This window comes from Variovorax sp. CCNWLW186 (assembly GCF_037203865.1).
Lineage (GTDB): Bacteria > Pseudomonadota > Gammaproteobacteria > Burkholderiales > Burkholderiaceae_C > Variovorax.
Map to the genome: position 1 here is coordinate 66,651 of NZ_JBBCBO010000006.1, position 19,259 is coordinate 85,909.

The following is a 19,259-nucleotide window of genomic DNA, read 5'->3' on the forward strand; positions in this document are numbered from 1 at the left end:
CGCAGCACTATGGAGATTCACTGAAATGTCCGCACTACCCGAACTACTGGCCCAGCTGGACGCCACCATGGCCGACGAGCGCCTCAGCGATGACGAGCGCCGCGTGCTGGTCCACATCTTGCGCGAAGCTTCACCGCCCGAAGACGGCCTGCGCCAGCTGCGCAATCGCGCGTTCGACCTGGTGCGCTCCCGCACAGCCGACCCGGAGCAGTTGTCCTTGCTCAAGTGGCTCGAAGGCGTGGTCCGCTCGATCGACACGGGCCGCTCTCCCGATGCGGTTGCAGTGCACTCGCAAGCCTTCTTCAGCCCCGGCACCGCTTGCCTGCAGGCGATCAATCAGCAGCTGAAGGCCGCCAGGCGCTCGGTCGATCTGTGCGTGTTTACGCTTTCAGATGACCGCATTACCGCCGAGGTGCTGGCCGCACATCGGCGCGGCGTGGCAGTGCGCTTCATTACCGACAACGACAAAGAATTTGATCGTGGCAGCGACGTAGGGCAATTGCGCGCGGCGGGCATCCCAATTGCGGTGGACCGCACCGAGGCGCATATGCACCACAAGTTCGCCATCTTCGACGGCGCACGGTTGCTGAACGGTAGCTACAACTGGACCCGCAGCGCCTGCGAGCACAACGAGGAGAACGTGATCTTGAGCAACGACCCCTCGCTGGTGCGCCGCTTTGCGGACGAATTCGACATCTTGTGGAAAGAACTGCAGGCCGCCTGATGCCAAGAAGAATCGACTACGACTGGGAACTGCCGCCTGAAATCCAGCAGCGGCTGGGAGGCGCGAGCTACGGTGCGCAGCGCATCATTCACGAGCAGGGCCATCTGCTGGTGATCCTGCACGAGCCGCCCGCCGGCCCCGGTGCGGAGCGCAAGCCGGCGGTGTTCTTGCGCAAGCCCGATGGCGCTTGGTTCCACAAGGGCAACAACCCCGGCGAGCGGGCGTTTGCCAAGCTGCTCGAAAGCTACCGCACGGCGCTGGCTACCTTCGAGACCAGGCACGCAGCCGCTGAAACTTCCGAAGACCTCTTCCAGGTTCTCGGTCCGCTCATTCCGCTGACCCGCGCCGCCATGAACATGCAGGCCGCGTTGCAGGCGGCGCGCGATGCCGTCAAGGAAGACCTCATGCTGATCGACCTGCGCGATCTGGCGGTCGAGATCACGCGCGGCCTGGAGCTGCTGCTGGCCGACACCCGCATGTCGCTCGACTACCGGCTCGCGCACGCGGCCGAGGCGCAGGCGCGCTCTACCCGTGAAGTGAGCCGTGCGCAGCACAAGCTCAACACCATCGCCGCGCTGACTTTTCCGCTCATGGCCGTTGGCGCTGCATTCGGCATGAACCTGCACAGCGGCATGGAGAACATGCCAGTCTGGATGTACTGGGCGATTTTTGCGGGCGGTCTTTTCCTCGGCATCTTGTTGCGCGGGTGGGTCAAGGCGCCCGAGGCAGCGCCGCTGCCGCCCGTCAAGCCTGCAACGGCAAAAAGAAAGTAGGGTTCCGGGCCTTCGCATTTTGCGAAGGGGTGCTGCCGTCAGAGCAATTCCGGCGGACGCGATCTGTTCCTAGAGTTGGGGCATTCCAACAGGAGACAGACGCAGATGAACGCACTCGAAGGCCTCAAGGTGCTGGAACTCGGCCAGCTCATCGCCGGCCCGTTCGCAGGCAAGACGCTGGCGGAATTCGGCGCCGACGTGATCAAGGTCGAGCCTGCCGGCGTCGGCGACCCGCTGCGCAAATGGCGGATGCTGCGCGAAGGCACCTCGGTGTGGTGGGAGGTGCAGTCGCGCAACAAGCGCTCGGTGTGCTTAGACCTGCGCAGCGCTGAAGGCCAGGAGGCGGTGCGCGCCCTGGCGCTCGAGGCCGACGTGCTCATCGAAAACTTCAAGCCGGGCACGCTCGAAGGCTGGGGCCTGGGCTGGGAGCAGCTGCATGCACTCAACCCCCGGCTCATCATGCTGCGCATCTCCGGCTACGGGCAGACCGGCCCCTACCGCGACAAGCCGGGTTTTGGCGTGCTCGGCGAATCGATGGGCGGGCTGCGCTACCTGAGCGGCGAACCGGGCCGGGTGCCCGTGCGCGTGGGCGTTTCGCTCGGCGACACGCTGGCTGCGCTGCATGGCGTCATCGGCGTGCTCACGGCACTGCACCACCGCACGGCCCATGGCGGGGAGGGGCAGTTCATCGACGTGGCGCTGTATGAGTCGGTCTTCAACGTGATGGAAAGCCTGCTGCCCGAATACGACGCTTTCGGCGCGGTGCGGGAGCGTGCCGGCAGCGCGTTGCCGGGTATTGCGCCGACCAATGCCTACAAGTGCAGCGACGGACATTACGTGCTGGTGGCGGGCAATGGCGACAGCATCTTCCGCCGGCTGATGAGGGCCATCGACCGCGCGGACCTGGAGAACGATCCGCAGCTCGTGCACAACGACGGCCGCGTGGCGCGCGTGGAAGAAATCGATACAGCCATCGAGGCCTGGACGCTGCAGCGTAGCCGCGACGAGGTGCTGGCGGTGCTCGATGCGGCGGGCGTGCCCGTCGGGCGCATCTACTCGGTGGCCGACATCGCCGCCGATCCGCAATACCAGGCACGGCAGATGATCGTGGAGGCGACCACTTCCGATGGCGGAACGCTCAAGGTGCCCGGCGTCGTGCCGAAGCTCAGCGCCACGCCGGGCCGCATTGCACACCCTGCGCCGCGGCTCGGCGAACACACGGGCGATCTGAAAGGCCCGGGCTGGCCCGCACGCCGCACCGAAGAAAGCGAGGCCGTATGAAAGCAGGCAACGGCAAGCGGCTCTTCATCAACGACGTGGCCACCCGAGACGGCTTCCAGATGGAAAGCCGGTTCATCCCCACAGACGACAAGATCGCATTGATCGACCGCCTCAGCACGCTCGGCTACGCCAAGATCGAGGTGACCTCGTTCACTTCCGCCAAGGCGATACCGGCACTGCGCGATGGCGAAGAGGTGATGCAGCGCATTACGCGCCGCCCCGGCGTGGTCTACACCGCGCTGGTGCCGAACCTGCGTGGGGCCGAGCGCGCGCTGGAAAGCCGCATCGGCGAATTCAACATCGTCATGTCGGTGAGCGAAACGCACAACCTCAGCAACCTGCGGATGACACGCGAGCAATCCTTCGCCCAACTCACCGAAGTCATAGCGCTGGCAAGGCAGGCCGGCGTGCCGGTGAACGTCTCGCTCTCGTGCGTGTTCGGCTGCCCGATGGAAGGCGAGGTGCCGCTTGCCACGGTGCTCGAATGGATCGACCGCTTCGCCGCGCTGCGGGTGCAGGGCATCACGCTGTGCGACACCACGGGCATGGCTTTTCCCACGCAGGTGCAGGCCGCTTGCGAGGCGGTGCTGGCAAGGCACCCAGCAATGCAATGGACGGCGCACTTTCACAACACGCGCGGCATGGGACTTGCCAACACCGTGGCCGCGGTCGAGGCAGGGATCGAGCGGCTCGACATGTCGCTGGGCGGCATCGGCGGTTGCCCCTATGCACCCGGCGCGACCGGCAATGTGGCCACCGAAGATGTGGTGCACATGCTGCAATGCATGGGCTATGAAACCGGCATGAATCTCGACGGACTGATCGAAGCCGCGTCGGAACTCGAGGCCCTGGTGCAGCACGCTCTGCCGAGCCAGGTTTCCCGCGCCGGTCAGCGCCTCACCCGGCATGCGCCGCCAGCCGATTTCAACGACATCGCGGCCCGTGCGCATGCGCACCGCGGCAAGGAGCTGCAGACATGATCGACCATCTGGACCACCTGGTGCTCACCACCACGGACGAGGAGGCCTGCACCCGCTTCTACGTCGACGTGATGGGTATGACGCTGGAGACTTTTGGCCCGGGCCGCAAGGCTTTTCGCTTCGGCAACCAGAAGATCAACCTGCACGTGAAGGGACACGAGTTCGAGCCCAAGGCGCAAGTGCCAATGCCCGGCTCGCTGGACCTGTGCTTCATCGCGAGCATGCCCTTGGACGACGTGATCGCGCGCCTGAAGGACAGGGGCGTGCCGATCATCGAAGGCCCTGTGATGCGAACGGGCGCCACATCGCGCATCCGCTCGGTCTATGTGCGCGACCCTGACCTGAACCTCATCGAAATCTCCGAGCTGGCGCTCTGAGGGCGCCGGCTTCGAAGACAACCTATAAAAACCACCCGAGACAAACCATGAAAACCACACTTTGCCTTCTGACAGCTAGCCTTGGCCTTGCACTGGCAACCACCACGGCCAGCGCCGATACCTGGCCTTCGAAGCCGATCACCTTCATCGTGCCCACCGCACCAGCGGGCTCCACCGACATCATGGCGCGCATGGTCGGCGAGCCGCTGCAACGCGCGCTGGGCCAGCCCGTGGTCGTCGACAACAAACCTGGTGCCAGCGGCAACATCGGCACCGAAGCCGTGGCGCGCGCCGCGCCCGACGGCTACACGCTGCTGATGCAGTACTCGGGCTACCACGTCGGCAACCCCTCCCTCTATCCGCAACTCAAGTGGAGTCCGTCCAAGGACTTCGTTCCGGTGGCCATGGTGATGCGCGCGCCGCACGTGGTCGCCGTCAGCGGCAAGCTGCCGGTCAACTCCATGAAAGAACTCGTCGAGCACGGCAAGAAAAAAGAGGGCGGCCTCTTCTACGCCTCGTCAGGCAATGGATCGATTCAGCACATTGCGGGCGAACTGCTGTCGCGGCAGGCCAAGCAGCCGATGACGCACGTACCCTACAAGGGCTCGGGTCCGGCCATCAACGACCTGATTGCGGGCAACGTCGACATGTTCATCACCACGCCGCCTTCGGTCATCGGGCACATTGCCAGCGGGCGCATGAAGGCGCTGGCCTATACGGGCAGCAAGCGGCATCCGTCGATGCCCAATGTGCCGACCTCGGCCGAGGCAGGCTTGCCGGGCTACGAAGTGGAGTCGTGGTTTGCGGTGTTCGCGCCGGCCAAGACGCCGCCCGAGGTGGTGGCGAAGCTCAGCGCCGAGATCAAGAAGATCGTCGAGAGCGAGTCGTTCCGCAAGAAGGTGGACGAGCAGGGCGCCTTCGCGACCTACATGGATTCCGCCGCGCTGGGCAAGTTTGTCGACCAGGAACTGGTGGCCTGGTCGAAGGTGATCAAGGCGGCGGATATCAAGCCCGAGTGAACGGGCTGGCGCCGCAGCACGCTACGGCTTGACGCCGAGCACCGAGAGAATGATGGCTGCCAGCGTCAGCGTGACCGGCAACCGGTGCGACGCCAGGGCTTGCGCCCGCGCAACCGACAGCTTCGACGAGAGAAGCAGGTTCTTTTCGGAATGAAGAGGTGTGGTCATATCGATACTCCTGAATGGCTGCGGGCGACTTGTCCGCATGCCTCAAAGATAGTCATCGCAAGGCACCGTGGCACGGGGCTTTGCGCGACACCGCGTTTCCGTTTTTGCAACGATCGGCGCGGAACCAGGTCAGGGTAGCTGCGAAGAATTAGCCGGCAATGAGCTTCTGCACCAGCTCTGCGGTGGTGGCCGCCGCGTACTTGCGCATCAGCCGCGCCCGGTGCAGCTCGACCGTGCGGTGGCTGATGCCCAGCGCCTTGCCGATCTCCTTGGACGTGAGACCACGCATCACCTGCGCGGCCACCTCGCGCTCGCGCGGCGTGAGCTCGGCCTTCACGGCGCGGCGCGAACCCAGGTCTTCGAAGGTCCAGATGCCGGCCTCGTGCGGCGCGGCGCGGTTCATGGCGTGGCCCGTGACATGGCACCAGAAGGTTTCGCCAGCCATGGCGCCGTGCAGGCCACCCAGGCGCTTCATCATGCGGTTGTCGGCGTAGCGGCCGCTGGCGTTCAGGAACGGCTCCATGCGCTTGCCGATGCGCTCGAACTCGGCCACGCTGGGGTACAGAATGCTGAACGAATGCCCGACCAGCGCAGAGGGCGTTGCACCAAAAATCTCGCAAACCCGCTCGTTGCAGGCCACGATGGTGCGGTTGCGCGAAACCACCATGCCCACGGGGGCATGCTCAAAGGCCAGGCGGTAGTCGATCTCCTGCATCGGGGGTCACCATTACGAAATACTACGTATGCGACTACGTAGTATCGTTCAAGGCTCTTCAAAGCTTTCGCCAACTCTCCATCCATCCATCAAGGAGCCCGAGTGAACAAGATTTATCCCTCCGCAGACGCGGCACTCAAGGGGGTCGTGGCCGACGGGCAGATGCTCGCGGTCGGCGGCTTCGGCCTGTGCGGCATTCCCGAGGCGCTGATCGACGCGCTCAAGGACACCGGCGTGCAGAACCTCACCGTCATTTCGAACAACGCGGGCGTCGACGGCTTCGGCCTTGGCAAGCTGCTCGAGACGCGCCAGATCAAGAAAATGATCGCGTCGTACGTGGGCGAGAACAAGGAGTTCGAGCGCCAGTACCTGGCCGGCGAACTCGCCCTCGAATTCACGCCCCAGGGCACGCTGGCCGAAAAGCTGCGCGCGGGCGGCGCGGGCATTCCGGCCTTCTTCACCAAGACCGGTGTGGGCACGCAAGTGGCCGAGGGCAAGGAACTGCGCGAGTTCGACGGCGAAACGTATGTGATGGAACGTTCGCTGGTGCCCGACGTGGCACTGGTCAAGGCCGACGTGGCCGACAAGTCGGGCAACCTGCGCTTTCGCCTCACGGCGCGCAACTTCAACCCGGCCGCCGCCATGGCCGGCAAGATCTGCATCGTCGAAGTCGAGAAGATCGTCGAAGTGGGCGAACTCGCGCCCGACGACATCCACCTGCCGGGCATCTACGTGCACCGCATCGTGCTCAACGCCAACCCCGAGAAGCGCATCGAGAAGCGCACGGTGAGCGCCGCCGCGCCGGCAGACGCAGCGGCCGCCAAGGTCGAGGCCCAGGCTGCCATTGCGCAAGCCGCCGCCGGCAGCGAAGTGCCCGCCCCCGTCAAGAACACCAAAGGAGCCTGAGATGCCCTGGACCCAAGACCAAATGGCCGCGCGTGCGGCGCAAGAACTCGAAGACGGCTTCTACGTGAACCTGGGCATCGGCATTCCCACCCTGGTGGCCAACTTCGTCGGCGACAAGGAAGTGTGGCTGCAGAGCGAGAACGGCATGCTCGGCATCGGCCCGTTCCCGACTGAAGATCAGGTCGACGCCGACCTGATCAACGCCGGCAAGCAGACCGTCACCACGCTGCCGGGCTCGGCCATTTTCGGCAGCCACGACAGCTTTGCGATGATCCGCGGCGGCAAGATCAACCTGTCGATCCTCGGCGCCATGCAGGTCAGCGTGAAGGGCGACCTTGCCAACTGGATGATTCCCGGCAAGATGGTGAAGGGCATGGGCGGCGCCATGGACCTGGTGGCCGGCGTGAAGCGCGTCATCGTGCTGATGGAGCACGTCGCCAAGAAGAAGGACGGCACCGAGGATTTCAAGATCCTCGAGCAGTGCACCTTGCCGCTCACCGGCGTGGGCGTGGTCGACCGCATCATCACCGACCTGGCCGTGATGGACGTGGTGCCCGAAGGCCTCAAGGTGGTCGAACTCGCGCCGGGCGTGAGCTTCGATGCGCTGCAGGCGAAGACCGGGGCGCAGCTGATCCAGTAGTAGGAGTAGGCAGCAGCAGCGCGTCGCGCTGCGCTTCGGCGGCTTCGCGCAGAAAGTTCCACACCGTCTGCATCCGCACGAGGTGCTTGGTTTCCGCCGGCATCGACATCCAGAAGGTGCGCGTGAAGTTCGCCTGGTCGCCGAGCACGGGGCGCAATGCGGCGTCCTGTTCGGCAATGAAGGCCGGCAGCACCGCAATGCCGGCTCCGGCCGCTACCGCCCGGTGCTGCGCCAGCACGCTGGTGCTGCGCAGCGCAAAGGCATCGGGCCGGTGCAGTTCGTCCAGGTACTGCAGTTCCTTGCTGAAGAGCAGGTCGTCCACGTAGCTGATGAAGGTGTGGCCGCGCAGGTCTTCGCGTGTCTTGATCGGCTGGTGCGCGGCCAGGTATTGCTTCGACGCGTAGAGCCGCAGCGTGTAGTCGGTGAGCTTGGTCACGACCACGGGCCCGCGCGCCGGCCGTTCGAGCGAGATCACGATGTCGGCCTCGCGTCGCGACAAGTGAACCAGCCGCGGCATCGCCAGCAGGTCGATGGTGAGCTTGGGGTGCTGCTGCGCGAAAAGCGCGAGCTGCGGCGCCAGCACCACGGTGCCGAAACCCTCGGTAGCGCCTATGCGCACCAGGCCCGACAAGCCTTCCTGCGATGCCGGCGCGGTGCTTTCCACCGCCTGGAAGGCGCTTTCCATGGCCTCGACCTGCGGCTGCAGCTTGCGGCCCGCCTCGGTGAGGCGGTGGCCGCCCGCCTCGCGTGAGAAAAGCGGCGCGCCCACTTCCTTCTCGAGCGCCTGGATGCGCCTGGCCACGGTGGTGTGGTCCACCTCGAGCCGGCGCGCGGCGCTCATCAGCGTGCCCGAGCGGGCCAGCTCCAGAAAGTAGCGAAGGTTGTCCCAGTCCATGTGCTCACATCACCTCGGGTTGCGCTCTGCATTTTTGCAAAGCGATGGCGCATATTTGTCTATTGTCATGGCAAATCTGCAAAGCTAGGATGCGGCTTGAACCTGCCACGCAGGCCCCGAATTCACAGGAGACAAAACCCATGGACGCCACCACCACCCCGAAGACCCAGGTCGCCACCGTCAAGCTGCTGATCGGCGGCAAGTTCGTCGAGTCGAAGACCAGCGAATGGCGCGACATCGTCAACCCGGCCACGCAAGAGGTACTTGCCCGCGTGCCCTTTGCCACGCAGGCCGAGCTCGACGCTGCGGTCGCGTCCGCGAAAGACGCCTTCAAGACCTGGCGCAAGACCCCCATTGGCGCCCGCGCCCGCATCTTCCTGAAGTACCAGCAGCTCATTCGCGAGAACATGAGCGAGCTGGCCGCGATTCTCACGGCGGAGCAGGGCAAGACGCTGCCCGACGCGGAGGGCGACGTGTTCCGCGGCCTCGAAGTGGTCGAGCACGCATCGAACATCGGCAACCTGCAGCTCGGCGAGCTGGCCAACAACGTGGCCAACGGCGTCGACACCTACACGCTGCTGCAGCCGCTGGGTGTGTGCGCCGGCATCACGCCGTTCAACTTCCCGGCCATGATCCCGCTGTGGATGTTCCCGATGGCCATCGTCACCGGCAACACCTTCGTGCTGAAGCCTTCGGAGCAAGACCCGATGGTGACGATGCGCCTGTGCGAACTGGCGCTGGAAGCTGGCATTCCGCCCGGCGTGCTCAACGTGGTGCATGGCGGCGAGGCCGTGGTCAACGGCATCTGCGATCACAAGGACATCAAGGCGATCAGCTTCGTCGGCTCGACCAAGGTCGGCACGCACGTCTACAACCGCGCCACGCTGGCCGGCAAGCGCGTGCAATGCATGATGGGCGCGAAGAACCACGCCATCGTGATGCCCGATGCCAACAAGGAGCAAACGCTCAATGCACTGGCGGGTGCGAGCTTTGGCGCCGCGGGCCAGCGCTGCATGGCTGTGTCGGTGGCGGTGCTGGTGGGCGAGGCGCGCAACTGGGTGCCCGAGCTCATCGCAAAGGCCAAGACGCTGAAGATCGGCGCCGGCACCGAAAAGGGCGTGGACCTGGGGCCGCTGGTTTCCTGCGCAGCCTACGACCGCGTCAACAACCTCATCGAACGCGGTGTGGCCGACGGCGCCAAGCTGGAGCTCGATGGCCGCAAGCCCACCGTGCCCGGCTACGAGAAGGGCAACTTCGTCGGCCCGACGATCTTCTCGGGCGTGAAGCCCGGCATGACGATCTACGACCAGGAAGTGTTCGGGCCGGTGCTGTGCGTGGCCGACGCCGAGAACATCGACGAAGCCATCGAGTTGATCAACAGCAACCCGAACGGCAACGGCACGGCGATCTTCACGCAGTCGGGCGCCGCGGCGCGCCGCTTCCAGGAAGACATCGACGTGGGCCAGGTCGGCATCAACGTGCCGATTCCGGTGCCTGTGCCGATGTTCTCGTTCACCGGTTCGCGCGCTTCCAAGCTCGGCGACCTGGGCCCCTACGGCAAGCAGGTCATCATGTTCTACACGCAGACCAAGACCGTGACGGCACGCTGGTTCGACGACAGCACCGTCTCGCACGGCGTGAACACCACGATCAGCCTCAAGTAAGCAGTCCGGCGAATGGACTTCGAACTTTCAGAGGAACAGCGCGCGTTCGCCGACTCGGCGCGCGACTTTGCGCAGGCCGAGTTCGCACCTTTTGCGGCGCAGTGGGACGCGGAGGCCATCTTCCCGAAGGAGGCCATCGCCAAGGCCGGTGAGCTGGGCTTCTGCGGGCTCTATGCGCCCGAGCGCATCGGCGGCCTCGGCCTGCCGCGGCTTGATTCGGCGTTGGTGTTCGAGGAAATGGCCGCGGTCGACCCCTCGACCACGGCCTTCATCACCATCCACAACATGGCGACTTGGATGCTCGGCACCTGGGCGACCGATGCCGTGGCAGAACGATGGGGCGAAGACCTGACGAGCGGCCGCAAGCTGGCGTCCTATTGCCTTACCGAACCGGGCGCCGGGTCGGACGCGGGCTCGCTCAAGACGCGCGCCGAATTGCAAGGCAACGAATACGTCATCAACGGCGGCAAGGCCTTCATCTCCGGCGCGGGGTCGACCGACGTGCTGGTGCTCATGGCACGCACGGGCGGCGGCGGCGCGGGTGGCATTTCTGCCTTCGCGGTGCCGGCCGATGCGCCCGGCGTGAGCTACGGCAAGAAGGAACACAAGATGGGCTGGAACAGCCAGCCCACGCGCACCATCAGTTTCGACAACGTGCGCGTGCCGGCCGAAAACCTGTTGGGCAAGGAAGGCGAGGGCTTTCGCATTGCCATGAAGGGGCTCGACGGCGGGCGCATCAACATTGCGACCTGCTCGGTAGGCGCGGCGCAGGGCGCGCTGGACGCAGCGCGCCGCTACCTGCACGAGCGCCAGCAGTTCGGCAAGCCGATATCGAGCTTTCAGGCGCTGCAGTTCAAGCTGGCCGACATGGCCACGGAGCTTGTGGCGGCGCGGCAGATGGTGCGGCTTGCCGCAAGCAAGCTCGATGCGGGCCACGCCGATGCCAGCACCTACTGCGCCATGGCCAAGCGCTTTGCGACCGATGCGGGCTTCAACGTGTGCAACGACGCGCTGCAGCTGCACGGCGGCTACGGCTACCTGAGCGAGTTTCCGCTGGAGCGGCTGGTGCGCGATACCCGTGTGCACCAGATCCTCGAAGGCACCAACGAGATCATGCGTGTGATCGTTGCGCGAAAATTGCTGGAAGGGGACAGCGATATCCGCTGACGCCCCGCATCCGGAACCTCTCAAGACAATGACCGACTCCGTAGTTCTCTTCGACGAAATCAAGACCGCCGGCGGCCAGCGCTTCGGCGTTGCAACGCTCAATGCACCGGCTTCGCTCAACGCGCTGTCCGTGGACATGGTGCGCCTGCTCACGCCCAAGCTGCGCGAGTGGGCAAAGGACGACGGCATCGTCGGCGTGCTGATGCAGGCAGCCGGCGAGAAGGCCTTCTGCGCCGGCGGAGACCTGCGCCAGCTGTATCAAACGCTGCTCGAATGCGGCCCCGCGCGCAACACCTACGCCGAAGACTTCTTCCGCGAGGAGTACGAGCTCGACTACCTGATCCACACCTTTCCCAAGCCGTTTCTCTGCTGGGGCCACGGCATCGTGATGGGCGGCGGCGTGGGCCTGATGTCGGGCTGCTCGCACCGCGTGGTTACCGCGCAGAGCCGCATTGCCATGCCCGAGATCAGCATCGGCCTCTACCCGGATGTGGGCGGCAGCTGGTTCTTGCGGCGCACGCCGGGGCGCACGGGGTTGTTCCTGGCGCTCACCGCCGCCAACCTGAATGCGGCCGATACCATCTTCTGCGGGCTGGCCGACGTGCTGGTGCCGCATGAGCACAAGGGCCAGGTGCTCGAGGCGATTGCCGCGACGCGCTGGCACGGCGAGCAGAAGGCCGACCGTGCCGAGCTTTCGCGAATCCTCGCGCGGGCGGGCGAGGGCGCGCAAATGCCGCCCTCCAAGGTGCGTGAGCACTACGACACCATCAATGCGTTGATGGCCGGCGACGACCTGAACGACATCGCCCAGCGCCTGCGCGAGTTGCAAAGCGACGACCCTTGGCTGCAGTCCGCATCCAAGACCTTCATGAAGGGCGCGCCGAGTTCGGCCGCGCTGAGCTTCGAGCTCTGGCAGCGCGTGCACCGCATGTCGCTGGCCGAGGTGTTCCGGCTCGAGTACTGGGCTTCGCTGGGCTTCTGCGCGCACAAGGACTTTGCCGAGGGCATCCGCGCGGTGCTGATCGACAAGGACCGCAACCCGCGCTGGAACCCGGCCACCATCGAAGAGATCACGCCCGAGTTCATCGAAGACCACCTGCGCCCGCGCGGCGAAATGCCGGCGGAGCTGGCTGCGCTGGTCTGACCCGCTTCCACAAATACAACGGAGACAAAAAATGAAGATCGCATTCATCGGCCTCGGCAACATGGGCGGCCCCATGGCCATGAACCTGAAGAAGGCGGGCCACGAGGTCAAGGCTTTCGACCTGTCGGCCGAGGCTTGCAAGAAGTACGCGGCCGAAGGCCTGGGCATTGCCTCCTCGGCGGCAGATTCGGTCGCCGGTGCCGAGGTGGTGATCAGCATGCTGCCGGCCAGCGCGCACGTCGAGGGCCTGTTTCTTGGCGGTGCCGGCAAGCCCGGCCTGCTCGAGAGCATTGCGGCCGGCACGCTCGTCATCGACAGCAGCACCATCGCGGCCGCTACGTCGCGCAAGGTGGCCGAGGCGGCCGCTGCCAAGGGCATTGCCATGATCGATGCGCCGGTTTCCGGCGGCACCGGCGGCGCCATTGCCGGCACGCTCACCTTCATGGTCGGCGGGGAAGCGAAAGACCTGGAGCGCGCCCGCCCGGTGCTCGAGAAGATGGGTGCCAACATCTTTCATGCCGGCGCGGCAGGCGCGGGCCAGACCGCGAAGATCTGCAACAACATGCTGCTCGGCATCTTGATGATCGGCACCTCCGAGGCGCTGGCGCTGGGTGTTGCCAACGGGCTCGACCCGAAGGTGCTGTCCGAAATCATGCGCCGCAGTTCCGGCGGCAACTGGGCGCTTGAGAAGTACAACCCCATGCCGGGCGTGATGGAAACAGCGCCTGCATCGAAGAACTACGCGGGCGGCTTCGGCACCGACCTGATGCTCAAGGACCTGGGCCTGGCGCAAGAAAACGCCACCGCCGTGCGCGCCGCCACGCCGCTGGGCGGGCTGGCACGCAGCCTGTATGCGGCGCACAGCCTCGCGGGCCACGGTGCGCTCGATTTTTCGAGCGTGCTGAAGCTGGTGCAGAAGGCTTCGTAGCCCTTCTTTTCAGACGGCGGGCACGGCCGTAGCAGCGCGGCTTGTGCCCCTGCTCAGAGCAGCTCGATTCCGGGCAGGCTCTTGAAACAGCTCTCGCGCGTGATGCGCACGAAGTCCGCCAGCCATGGCTGGGCCGAGGTGCCCTGCGTGCAGGCCATGTACAGCCGGCCCGTGAGGCCCCTGGCGCCCACCCGCCGCGCCGTAACGTAGCCGCGATCCAGATAGTTCTGCACCGCCCAAAGCGGCAGCGTTGCAACGCCCCGGCCGCTTGCCACCAGCTGCAGCATCGCCACCGTGAGCTCGGTCGTGCGCCGGTGCGCCGGCTCCACGCCGGCAGGGGCCAGCACTTGGCGCACGATGTCGAGCATTTCGTCGGGCACGGGGTAGGTGATGAGCGTCTGGTCGGCAAAGTGGCGCGCGGTGAGATGCGGCTTGGCCGTCAGCGAATGGTCGTTGGCCAGCAGCGCGACGATCTCGAAGCGGAACAGCGCGTGGTAGTCCACCGTTTCATCGGGGTCCTGCTCGGAAACGACCGCTACCTCGGCCCGGTTCTGCATCACCAGCGCGATGGGGTCTGGGTGAAAGCCCGAGACGATGTCGAGCTCGATCTCGGGCCAGCGCTGGCGAAAGGCATCCATGGCCGGCATCAGCCAGTCGAAGCAGGTGTGGCACTCGACCACGATGCGCAGCTGCCCGCTGCGCCCGAGCGCAAGCCGCGCCACGTCGCGCTCCGCTTCTTCGACCAGCGGCAGCGCGGTATCGGCCAGCTGCAGCAGCCGCAGCCCGGTGGTGCTGAACTGCGGCGGCACCGACTTGCGCTCGAACAGCTGCGCGCCGTAGCGGTCTTCAAGCAGCTTGATCTGGTGCGACAGCGCCGACTGCGTGAGGTTGAGCAACTGCGCCGCGCGCACCAGGCTGCCGGTGTCGCGCAGCGCGACCAGCGTGCGCAGGTGCCGTATTTCCAGAATGGACTGCGACATGAATGAATTTCAAGTGAAAGGGCAAAACGTTTCGTTTGAATCATATGCCTCAAAGCCCGACCATTGCGGATTCTCAAGATCCAGCGACCGGAACACCTGCAAATGACCACCCGTACCCACACCCTCGGCTTTCCGCGCACGGGCGCCAATCGGGAACTGAAGTTCGCACTCGAAAAGCACTGGCGCGGCGAAATCGACCGCACCGCGCTCGAAGCGGTCGGCGAACAGCTGCGCGCGCGCCATTGGCAGGCCCAGCGCGACGCGGGGCTCGACTACGTGACCGTCGGCGACTTTGCCTACTACGACCACGTGGCCAACCACATCCAGCTGCTCGGCTGCGAGCCGGCGCGTTTCGGCTTCAAGGGCGACGAGCCCGAACTCTCGCGCTATTTCAAGATGGCCCGCGGCGTCGAAGACGAAGCCGGCCATGTGCACGATGCGGCTTGCGGCCACGGCTGCGAAGGTACGGCGGGCACCTTTGCCCTGGAGATGACCAAGTGGTTCGACACCAACTACCACTACCTTGTGCCCGAGTTCACCGCGGCCACGCGGTTCAAACTGGCCTCGGCGCGCCTGTTCGACGAGGTGGCGCAGGCGCAGCAGGCCGGGCATGCGGTCAAGGCCGTGCTGCTCGGGCCGCTGAGTTTTCTGTACCTTGGCAAGGAGAAAGAGGCGGGCTTCGACCGCTTCTCGCTGCTCGATGCCTTGCTGCCCGTTTACGAGCAAGTGCTGAACCGCCTCAAGCAGCAAGGGGTGGAGTGGGTGCAGATCGACGAGCCCATCCTGGGCCTGGACCTGCCCGATGCCTGGCGCAACGCCTTTGAGCGTGCCTACTGGCAGCTGGCCCGCAGTGCGCCCAAGCTGCTGCTGGCCACCTACTTTTCGCCGCTTTCGGACAACCTGCGCCTGGCTTGCCAGCTGCCGGTGGCCGGCCTGCACGTGGATGCCGTGCGCTCGCCGCAGGAGCTGACGGGCGTGGCCGACTGGCTCCCGGCGCACAAGGTGCTGTCTGTCGGCATCACCGACGGACGCAACATCTGGCGCACCGACCCCGATGCCGCGCTTGCCACGCTGCGCCCGGTGATCGACAAGAACCGTGGCGAACTGTGGATCGCGCCTTCGTGCTCGCTGCTGCATGTGCCGTTCAGCCTGGCTGCGGAAAACAAGCTCGATGCCGAATTGAAGTCGTGGCTCGCGTTTGCGGTCGAAAAGCTCGACGAACTTCGCGTGCTGCGTGCCGTGCTCGACGGCCGCGAAGGCGCCGTCGCTGAGGAGCTCAAGGCCGCGCGTACCGCGGTGGCCGCACGGCGCGGCAGCTCGCGCGTGCACCGCGCCGACGTGGCGCTGCGGCTGGCCCGCAGCGTGGCGGGCGACGACCAGCGCGCCTCTACCTTCACCAAGCGTCAGTCGGTGCAACGCGCGCGCTTTGCGTTCCCCGCGCTGCCGACCACCACCATCGGCTCGTTTCCGCAGACGACGGAGATCCGCGCCGCGCGCGCCGCATTCAAGCGGGGCGATCTCGATGCGGCAGGCTACCGCGAGAAGATGCGCGCCGAGATCGCGCTGGCCGTGCGCAAGCAGGAGGCACTGGGTATCGACGTCCTGGTGCACGGGGAGGCCGAGCGCAACGACATGGTCGAGTACTTCGGCGAGCAGCTCGACGGCTTTGCGTTTACCGCCAACGGCTGGGTGCAGTCGTACGGATCGCGCTGCGTGAAGCCGCCGGTCATCTTCGGCGACGTGGCACGCCCGGCGCCGATGACGGTCGAGTGGACCGCCTATGCGCAGAGCCTCACGCAACTGCCGATGAAGGGCATGCTGACGGGCCCCGTCACCATCCTGCAATGGTCGTTCGTGCGCGACGACCAGCCGCGCGCCACTACTTGCGAGCAGATTGCCTGGGCGATCCGCGACGAGGTGGTCGACCTCGAGGGTGCCGGCATCGGCATCATCCAGATCGACGAGCCCGCGATCCGCGAAGGTTTGCCGCTGCGCCGTGCGGGCTGGCCGGCTTACCTGAAGTCGGCGACGCGCGCATTTCGCATCAGCGCCTCGGGCGTGCGGGACGAGACGCAGATCCACACTCACATGTGCTATTCGGAGTTCAACGACATCCTGCCCGAGATTGCCGCCATGGATGCGGACGTGATCACCATCGAGACCAGCCGCTCCGACATGGAACTGCTGCGGGGCTTCGGTGGGGAGAACAGTGCGGCCGGCTTCCGCTACCCCAACGAGATCGGCCCCGGCGTGTACGACATCCATTCGCCGCGGGTGCCCTCGGTGGACGAGATCGTGCGCCTGATGCGCAAGGCCGCCGGCGTGGTGCCGCCGGAGAACCTCTGGATCAACCCCGACTGCGGCCTGAAGACCCGCGGCTGGCCGGAGACCGAGGCGGCGCTGTCGAACATGGTGACGGCTGCGAAGCTGCTGCGCGAGGAACTGGCCGTCGGCTGAAGAAGCGCGGGCAGGACAGGGGAAGAGGGCGGCGGCGAGCGCCAATAATGGTGCCATGACCGCTTCTCCAGTCGTTGCCAAACGTTTCTCCTTCGCATCTTTTCTTTTGCTCCTGCTGTTGCTGGCGCCCGCATTGGCCCGTGCGCAAGACCGCGCCCAGGCCCTGCTGCAATTCGAAGGCGTACAGGCGCGCTACCAGGCGGCCTATGCGCCTGGCGCTGTGGCGCGCGATGCCCGCGAGTTGCTCGAGCCTGCCGATCAGGCCATTGCCGACAGCGCACTCAAGGCGCTCGATGCAGCAGCCGCGCGGTCTTTCGATGTAGCGGCATCCGTCGCCGCGATCCAGCAGGAAGTGGCGGCCGCTGGCAAGGGCGCGGCCGCGCCAGGCCCGCAGGTGCTGGCAGCGGTGGCCCGCTTCGCGCAACTGCGCGCCGATTACGCTGCGAAGGACCAGGCGGCGAAGTTCGAGTTCTTCAATCGCGAACGCGCGAGGCCGGCCGATCCCGCGCGCACCGAGCTTATCGAGCGCATGGCCGTGGCCGACATGCGAGAGGTCGATTTTTCGAGCCAGCTGCTGCTGAGCTCCGTCGTCAAGCAATTGGCCCGCGGCAATGCCGGCCAGTTCACGTCGCTGCCCGACCGAACGCTCGACATGGCGGTGGACACGCTGTGGTCGCGCGGCGTCACGTCGCCGCGCCCGCGGAATCTATTGACGGTGGCGCGCGAACTCGAAAAGCAGGTGACGCAGGCATTGCTCGCGGCACTGCCCGATGCGGATGTGGCTGCCTTGCTGGCCTGGCGCAACGACCCGCAGGCTCCGGCCGAGCGCGAGGCGCTGGTGGGTGCTTACCGCGCCGAGGTCAAGGCGAGCGGCGCCGTGGCAATCCGGACGATGGTGCGCGGCTGGCCGCGTTCTTGACCGCAGCGCGCGCGGTGCCATATTTGTCGGGTGCCGCGGCATAGGGCATGAACCGGCTCTGGTTCTCGTCCACGTCGAGCGGGCGGCCGACGAACGGAAAGGCGCGCTGCGGGCAGGCTTCGCGTTCGCACACCTTGCAGCCCGCGCCGATGGGTGTCGGCACATCGGGGTCGCGCAGGTCCAGGCCCTTGGAGTAGACGAGCCGCGTCGCATGGCTGATGTCGCAGCCCAGGCCGATCGAAAAAGTCTTGTTGGGCGAGCCGTAGCCGCGGAACCCGTGCGACACCGTGCGCGCGATCCAGAGATAGGCGCGGCCATCGGGCATGCGCGCCAGTTGGGTGAGCACGCGCCCGGGCTGGGCAAAGGCTTCGTACACGTTCCATAGCGGGCAGGTGCCGCCGGTCTTCGAAAAGTGGAAGTGCGTGGCCGATTGCCGCTTCGAGATGTTGCCCGCCCGGTCGACGCGAATCAGGAAGAAGGGCACGCCGCGTGCGTCGGGCCGCTGCAGCGAACTCAGGCGATGGCAAATGGTTTCGAAGCCTACGCCGAAGCGCCTTGCCAGCTGGTCGATGTCGTAGCGCAGCTGTTCGGCCGCTTCGAGAAAGATTCCGTAGGGAAGGAGCAGGGCGGCGGCAAAGTAGTTGGCCAGGCCTATGCGCGCCAGAGAGCGTGCGGTGTCGCTGGAGAGCGGCGCATCGGCCACGAGCTGGTCGATCAGGCCCCCCACTTCAAGGAACGCGAGCTGCGTTGCAAGCTGAAAAGCGTGCTGGCCTGGCTCCAGATAGCGCGAGAGCCGCAGCACGCGCGTGGCCGGGTCGTAGCGGCGTTGCGCGCCGCCTTCGTCGTCATCCGCCGGAATCACCTGCACGCCATGCGCTTCGAGCAGCCGCTGCGCCAGCCGGTCGCCCGGGTTGCCTTCGCGCAGCCGCCACTGCGTGGAGAAGGCCTCGGCCGCGGCATCGAGCGGCGCGATATGGTTCTGGTGCGCAAAGAAGAAGTCGCGCACCTCCTCGAAGGGCATCGGCCGCGCCTGCGGCATGCGCGCGAGGTCGCCGCGGCCGTCGCCCAGTTCGGCAGCCAGCGCTTCGAGCCGTTCCGTGGCGTCGCGGTGGCGCTGGTGCAGCGCCACCAGTGCGCGGCCCACGGCCGGCATTTGCGTGGCCACTTCGCGCAATTCGGCAAGCGCGACGGCATCGCCGCCCGGGTTGTCGGCCAGTGCTTCGCGCAGGCTTGCGACAAGGCGCGCCTCTTCGTCTTCGGAGAAGGCCTGGATGTCGACCCCCAACGTGGCATGCAGGCGCAACAGAACCGGCACCGTGAGCGGTCGCTGGTTCTGCTCGATCTGGTTCAGGTAGCTCGGCGACAGGCCCAGCTGCTGCGCCAGCGCGAACTGGCTCAGGCCGCGCTCTTCGCGCAGGCTTCGCAGGCGCACGCCCATGAAGGTCTTCTTCATCGTCAGTCCGTTCTTCGCAAGATTCGCAAAAATGCATGCGAGGTCTTCGCAATCATTCGCCAATTCAGT

General features: G+C 66.0%; 19 protein-coding genes. 14 read left to right on the forward strand and 5 right to left on the reverse strand.

Translation table 11 applies throughout. The features are described from left to right. The first annotated feature begins 25 nt into the window (after positions 1–25). From V9K97_RS09510 to V9K97_RS09535, 6 genes are all read left to right on the forward strand, one after another. The gene (locus V9K97_RS09510) at positions 26–724 is read left to right on the forward strand and encodes a phospholipase D-like domain-containing protein (RefSeq protein ID WP_337317675.1); all 699 of its coding nucleotides are present in this window, start codon (positions 26–28) and stop codon (positions 722–724) included. After that, positions 724–1,497, forward strand: coding sequence for a hypothetical protein (locus tag V9K97_RS09515; protein WP_337296335.1), 774 nt, complete (start codon positions 724–726; stop codon positions 1,495–1,497). Before V9K97_RS09510 ends, V9K97_RS09515 begins: the two co-directional genes overlap by 1 nt. 105 nt (positions 1,498–1,602) lie before the next feature. Beyond that, entirely contained in the window at positions 1,603–2,778 is a 1,176-nt protein-coding gene (locus V9K97_RS09520) for a CaiB/BaiF CoA transferase family protein (protein ID WP_337317677.1), read from the forward strand. Continuing rightward, the gene (locus V9K97_RS09525; protein ID WP_337317679.1) at positions 2,775–3,758 is read left to right on the forward strand and encodes a hydroxymethylglutaryl-CoA lyase; all 984 of its coding nucleotides are present in this window, start codon (positions 2,775–2,777) and stop codon (positions 3,756–3,758) included. Before V9K97_RS09520 ends, V9K97_RS09525 begins: the two co-directional genes overlap by 4 nt. Next, positions 3,755–4,135: a VOC family protein gene (locus V9K97_RS09530; protein ID WP_337317680.1), complete on the forward strand. Its 381-nt coding sequence runs from the start codon at positions 3,755–3,757 to the stop codon at positions 4,133–4,135. Before V9K97_RS09525 ends, V9K97_RS09530 begins: the two co-directional genes overlap by 4 nt. Before the next feature lie 47 nt (positions 4,136–4,182). After that, positions 4,183–5,154, forward strand: coding sequence for a Bug family tripartite tricarboxylate transporter substrate binding protein (locus V9K97_RS09535; protein WP_337317682.1), 972 nt, complete (start codon positions 4,183–4,185; stop codon positions 5,152–5,154). Positions 5,155–5,175: 21 nt separating this feature from the next. On the opposite strand, the gene V9K97_RS09540 is transcribed toward V9K97_RS09535, so the two are convergent. Both V9K97_RS09540 and V9K97_RS09545 read right to left on the reverse strand, forming a co-directional pair. After that, positions 5,176–5,322: a hypothetical protein gene (locus tag V9K97_RS09540; RefSeq protein ID WP_165442094.1), complete on the reverse strand. Its 147-nt coding sequence runs from the start codon at positions 5,320–5,322 to the stop codon at positions 5,176–5,178. A 148-nt stretch (positions 5,323–5,470) separates the two neighbouring features. After that, the gene (locus V9K97_RS09545) at positions 5,471–6,037 is read right to left on the reverse strand and encodes a LuxR C-terminal-related transcriptional regulator (RefSeq protein WP_258507463.1); all 567 of its coding nucleotides are present in this window, start codon (positions 6,035–6,037) and stop codon (positions 5,471–5,473) included. A gap of 102 nt (positions 6,038–6,139) precedes the next feature. Between V9K97_RS09545 and V9K97_RS09550 the strand changes: the two genes are divergently transcribed. Further along, a complete protein-coding gene (locus V9K97_RS09550) occupies positions 6,140–6,943 on the forward strand; it encodes a CoA transferase subunit A (protein WP_126746824.1) in 804 nt (267 codons plus the stop codon). 1 nt (position 6,944) lies between these two features. Then, positions 6,945–7,583, forward strand: coding sequence for a 3-oxoacid CoA-transferase subunit B (locus V9K97_RS09555; RefSeq protein ID WP_126746825.1), 639 nt, complete (start codon positions 6,945–6,947; stop codon positions 7,581–7,583). On the opposite strand, the gene V9K97_RS09560 is transcribed toward V9K97_RS09555, so the two are convergent. Further along, on the reverse strand, positions 7,507–8,478 hold the full coding sequence (locus tag V9K97_RS09560; RefSeq protein WP_337317684.1) for a LysR family transcriptional regulator: 972 nt from the start codon (positions 8,476–8,478) through the stop codon (positions 7,507–7,509). The genes V9K97_RS09555 and V9K97_RS09560 overlap by 77 nt on opposite strands. 140 nt (positions 8,479–8,618) lie before the next feature. On the opposite strand from V9K97_RS09560, the gene V9K97_RS09565 reads away from it, so the two are divergent. Genes V9K97_RS09565 through mmsB form a run of 4 tightly spaced genes read left to right on the forward strand, consistent with a single transcriptional unit; the run spans position 8,619 to position 13,381 of the window. Further along, positions 8,619–10,142 carry a CoA-acylating methylmalonate-semialdehyde dehydrogenase gene (locus tag V9K97_RS09565; protein ID WP_337317686.1) on the forward strand — a complete coding sequence of 508 codons (1,524 nt, stop codon included), beginning with the start codon at positions 8,619–8,621 and terminating at the stop codon, positions 10,140–10,142. Between the two features lie 12 nt (positions 10,143–10,154). Continuing rightward, a complete protein-coding gene (locus tag V9K97_RS09570) occupies positions 10,155–11,309 on the forward strand; it encodes an acyl-CoA dehydrogenase family protein (protein WP_337317688.1) in 1,155 nt (384 codons plus the stop codon). A 28-nt stretch (positions 11,310–11,337) separates the two neighbouring features. Then, positions 11,338–12,453: an enoyl-CoA hydratase/isomerase family protein gene (locus tag V9K97_RS09575; protein ID WP_337317690.1), complete on the forward strand. Its 1,116-nt coding sequence runs from the start codon at positions 11,338–11,340 to the stop codon at positions 12,451–12,453. Between the two features lie 31 nt (positions 12,454–12,484). After that, entirely contained in the window at positions 12,485–13,381 is an 897-nt protein-coding gene (mmsB, locus tag V9K97_RS09580) for a 3-hydroxyisobutyrate dehydrogenase (protein ID WP_337317691.1), read from the forward strand. Between the two features lie 53 nt (positions 13,382–13,434). Here the strand turns inward: mmsB and V9K97_RS09585 are convergent, their stop codons facing one another. After that, a complete protein-coding gene (locus tag V9K97_RS09585) occupies positions 13,435–14,361 on the reverse strand; it encodes a LysR family transcriptional regulator (RefSeq protein WP_337317693.1) in 927 nt (308 codons plus the stop codon). A gap of 102 nt (positions 14,362–14,463) precedes the next feature. Here V9K97_RS09585 and metE point away from each other — a divergent pair, with 102 nt between their 5' ends. Together metE and V9K97_RS09595 are read left to right on the forward strand one after the other, a co-directional pair. After that, on the forward strand, positions 14,464–16,818 hold the full coding sequence (metE, locus tag V9K97_RS09590; RefSeq protein ID WP_337317695.1) for a 5-methyltetrahydropteroyltriglutamate--homocysteine S-methyltransferase: 2,355 nt from the start codon (positions 14,464–14,466) through the stop codon (positions 16,816–16,818). A 55-nt stretch (positions 16,819–16,873) separates the two neighbouring features. Beyond that, positions 16,874–17,737 (forward strand): hypothetical protein, encoded by an 864-nt coding sequence (locus V9K97_RS09595; RefSeq protein ID WP_337317697.1) that lies wholly within the window; start codon positions 16,874–16,876, stop codon positions 17,735–17,737. Here V9K97_RS09595 and V9K97_RS09600 read toward each other — a convergent pair. Beyond that, positions 17,679–19,190 carry a short-chain fatty acyl-CoA regulator family protein gene (locus tag V9K97_RS09600; protein ID WP_337317699.1) on the reverse strand — a complete coding sequence of 504 codons (1,512 nt, stop codon included), beginning with the start codon at positions 19,188–19,190 and terminating at the stop codon, positions 17,679–17,681. The two genes, V9K97_RS09595 and V9K97_RS09600, sit on opposite strands and share 59 nt — an antisense overlap. Positions 19,191–19,259: the final 69 nt, after the last annotated feature.

Coding starts and splice junctions, on each gene's coding strand:
- V9K97_RS09560 (WP_337317684.1), bottom strand. CDS start 8,478: ATGGACTGGGACAACCTTCGCTACTTTCTGGAGCTGGCCCGCTCGGGC.
- V9K97_RS09555 (WP_126746825.1), top strand. CDS start 6,945: ATGCCCTGGACCCAAGACCAAATGGCCGCGCGTGCGGCGCAAGAACTC.
- V9K97_RS09575 (WP_337317690.1), top strand. CDS start 11,338: ATGACCGACTCCGTAGTTCTCTTCGACGAAATCAAGACCGCCGGCGGC.
- mmsB (WP_337317691.1), top strand. CDS start 12,485: ATGAAGATCGCATTCATCGGCCTCGGCAACATGGGCGGCCCCATGGCC.
- V9K97_RS09540 (WP_165442094.1), bottom strand. CDS start 5,322: ATGACCACACCTCTTCATTCCGAAAAGAACCTGCTTCTCTCGTCGAAG.
- V9K97_RS09565 (WP_337317686.1), top strand. CDS start 8,619: ATGGACGCCACCACCACCCCGAAGACCCAGGTCGCCACCGTCAAGCTG.
- V9K97_RS09510 (WP_337317675.1), top strand. CDS start 26: ATGTCCGCACTACCCGAACTACTGGCCCAGCTGGACGCCACCATGGCC.
- V9K97_RS09535 (WP_337317682.1), top strand. CDS start 4,183: ATGAAAACCACACTTTGCCTTCTGACAGCTAGCCTTGGCCTTGCACTG.
- metE (WP_337317695.1), top strand. CDS start 14,464: ATGACCACCCGTACCCACACCCTCGGCTTTCCGCGCACGGGCGCCAAT.
- V9K97_RS09530 (WP_337317680.1), top strand. CDS start 3,755: ATGATCGACCATCTGGACCACCTGGTGCTCACCACCACGGACGAGGAG.
- V9K97_RS09585 (WP_337317693.1), bottom strand. CDS start 14,361: ATGTCGCAGTCCATTCTGGAAATACGGCACCTGCGCACGCTGGTCGCG.
- V9K97_RS09570 (WP_337317688.1), top strand. CDS start 10,155: ATGGACTTCGAACTTTCAGAGGAACAGCGCGCGTTCGCCGACTCGGCG.
- V9K97_RS09515 (WP_337296335.1), top strand. CDS start 724: ATGCCAAGAAGAATCGACTACGACTGGGAACTGCCGCCTGAAATCCAG.
- V9K97_RS09525 (WP_337317679.1), top strand. CDS start 2,775: ATGAAAGCAGGCAACGGCAAGCGGCTCTTCATCAACGACGTGGCCACC.
- V9K97_RS09545 (WP_258507463.1), bottom strand. CDS start 6,037: ATGCAGGAGATCGACTACCGCCTGGCCTTTGAGCATGCCCCCGTGGGC.
- V9K97_RS09595 (WP_337317697.1), top strand. CDS start 16,874: ATGACCGCTTCTCCAGTCGTTGCCAAACGTTTCTCCTTCGCATCTTTT.
- V9K97_RS09600 (WP_337317699.1), bottom strand. CDS start 19,190: ATGAAGAAGACCTTCATGGGCGTGCGCCTGCGAAGCCTGCGCGAAGAG.
- V9K97_RS09520 (WP_337317677.1), top strand. CDS start 1,603: ATGAACGCACTCGAAGGCCTCAAGGTGCTGGAACTCGGCCAGCTCATC.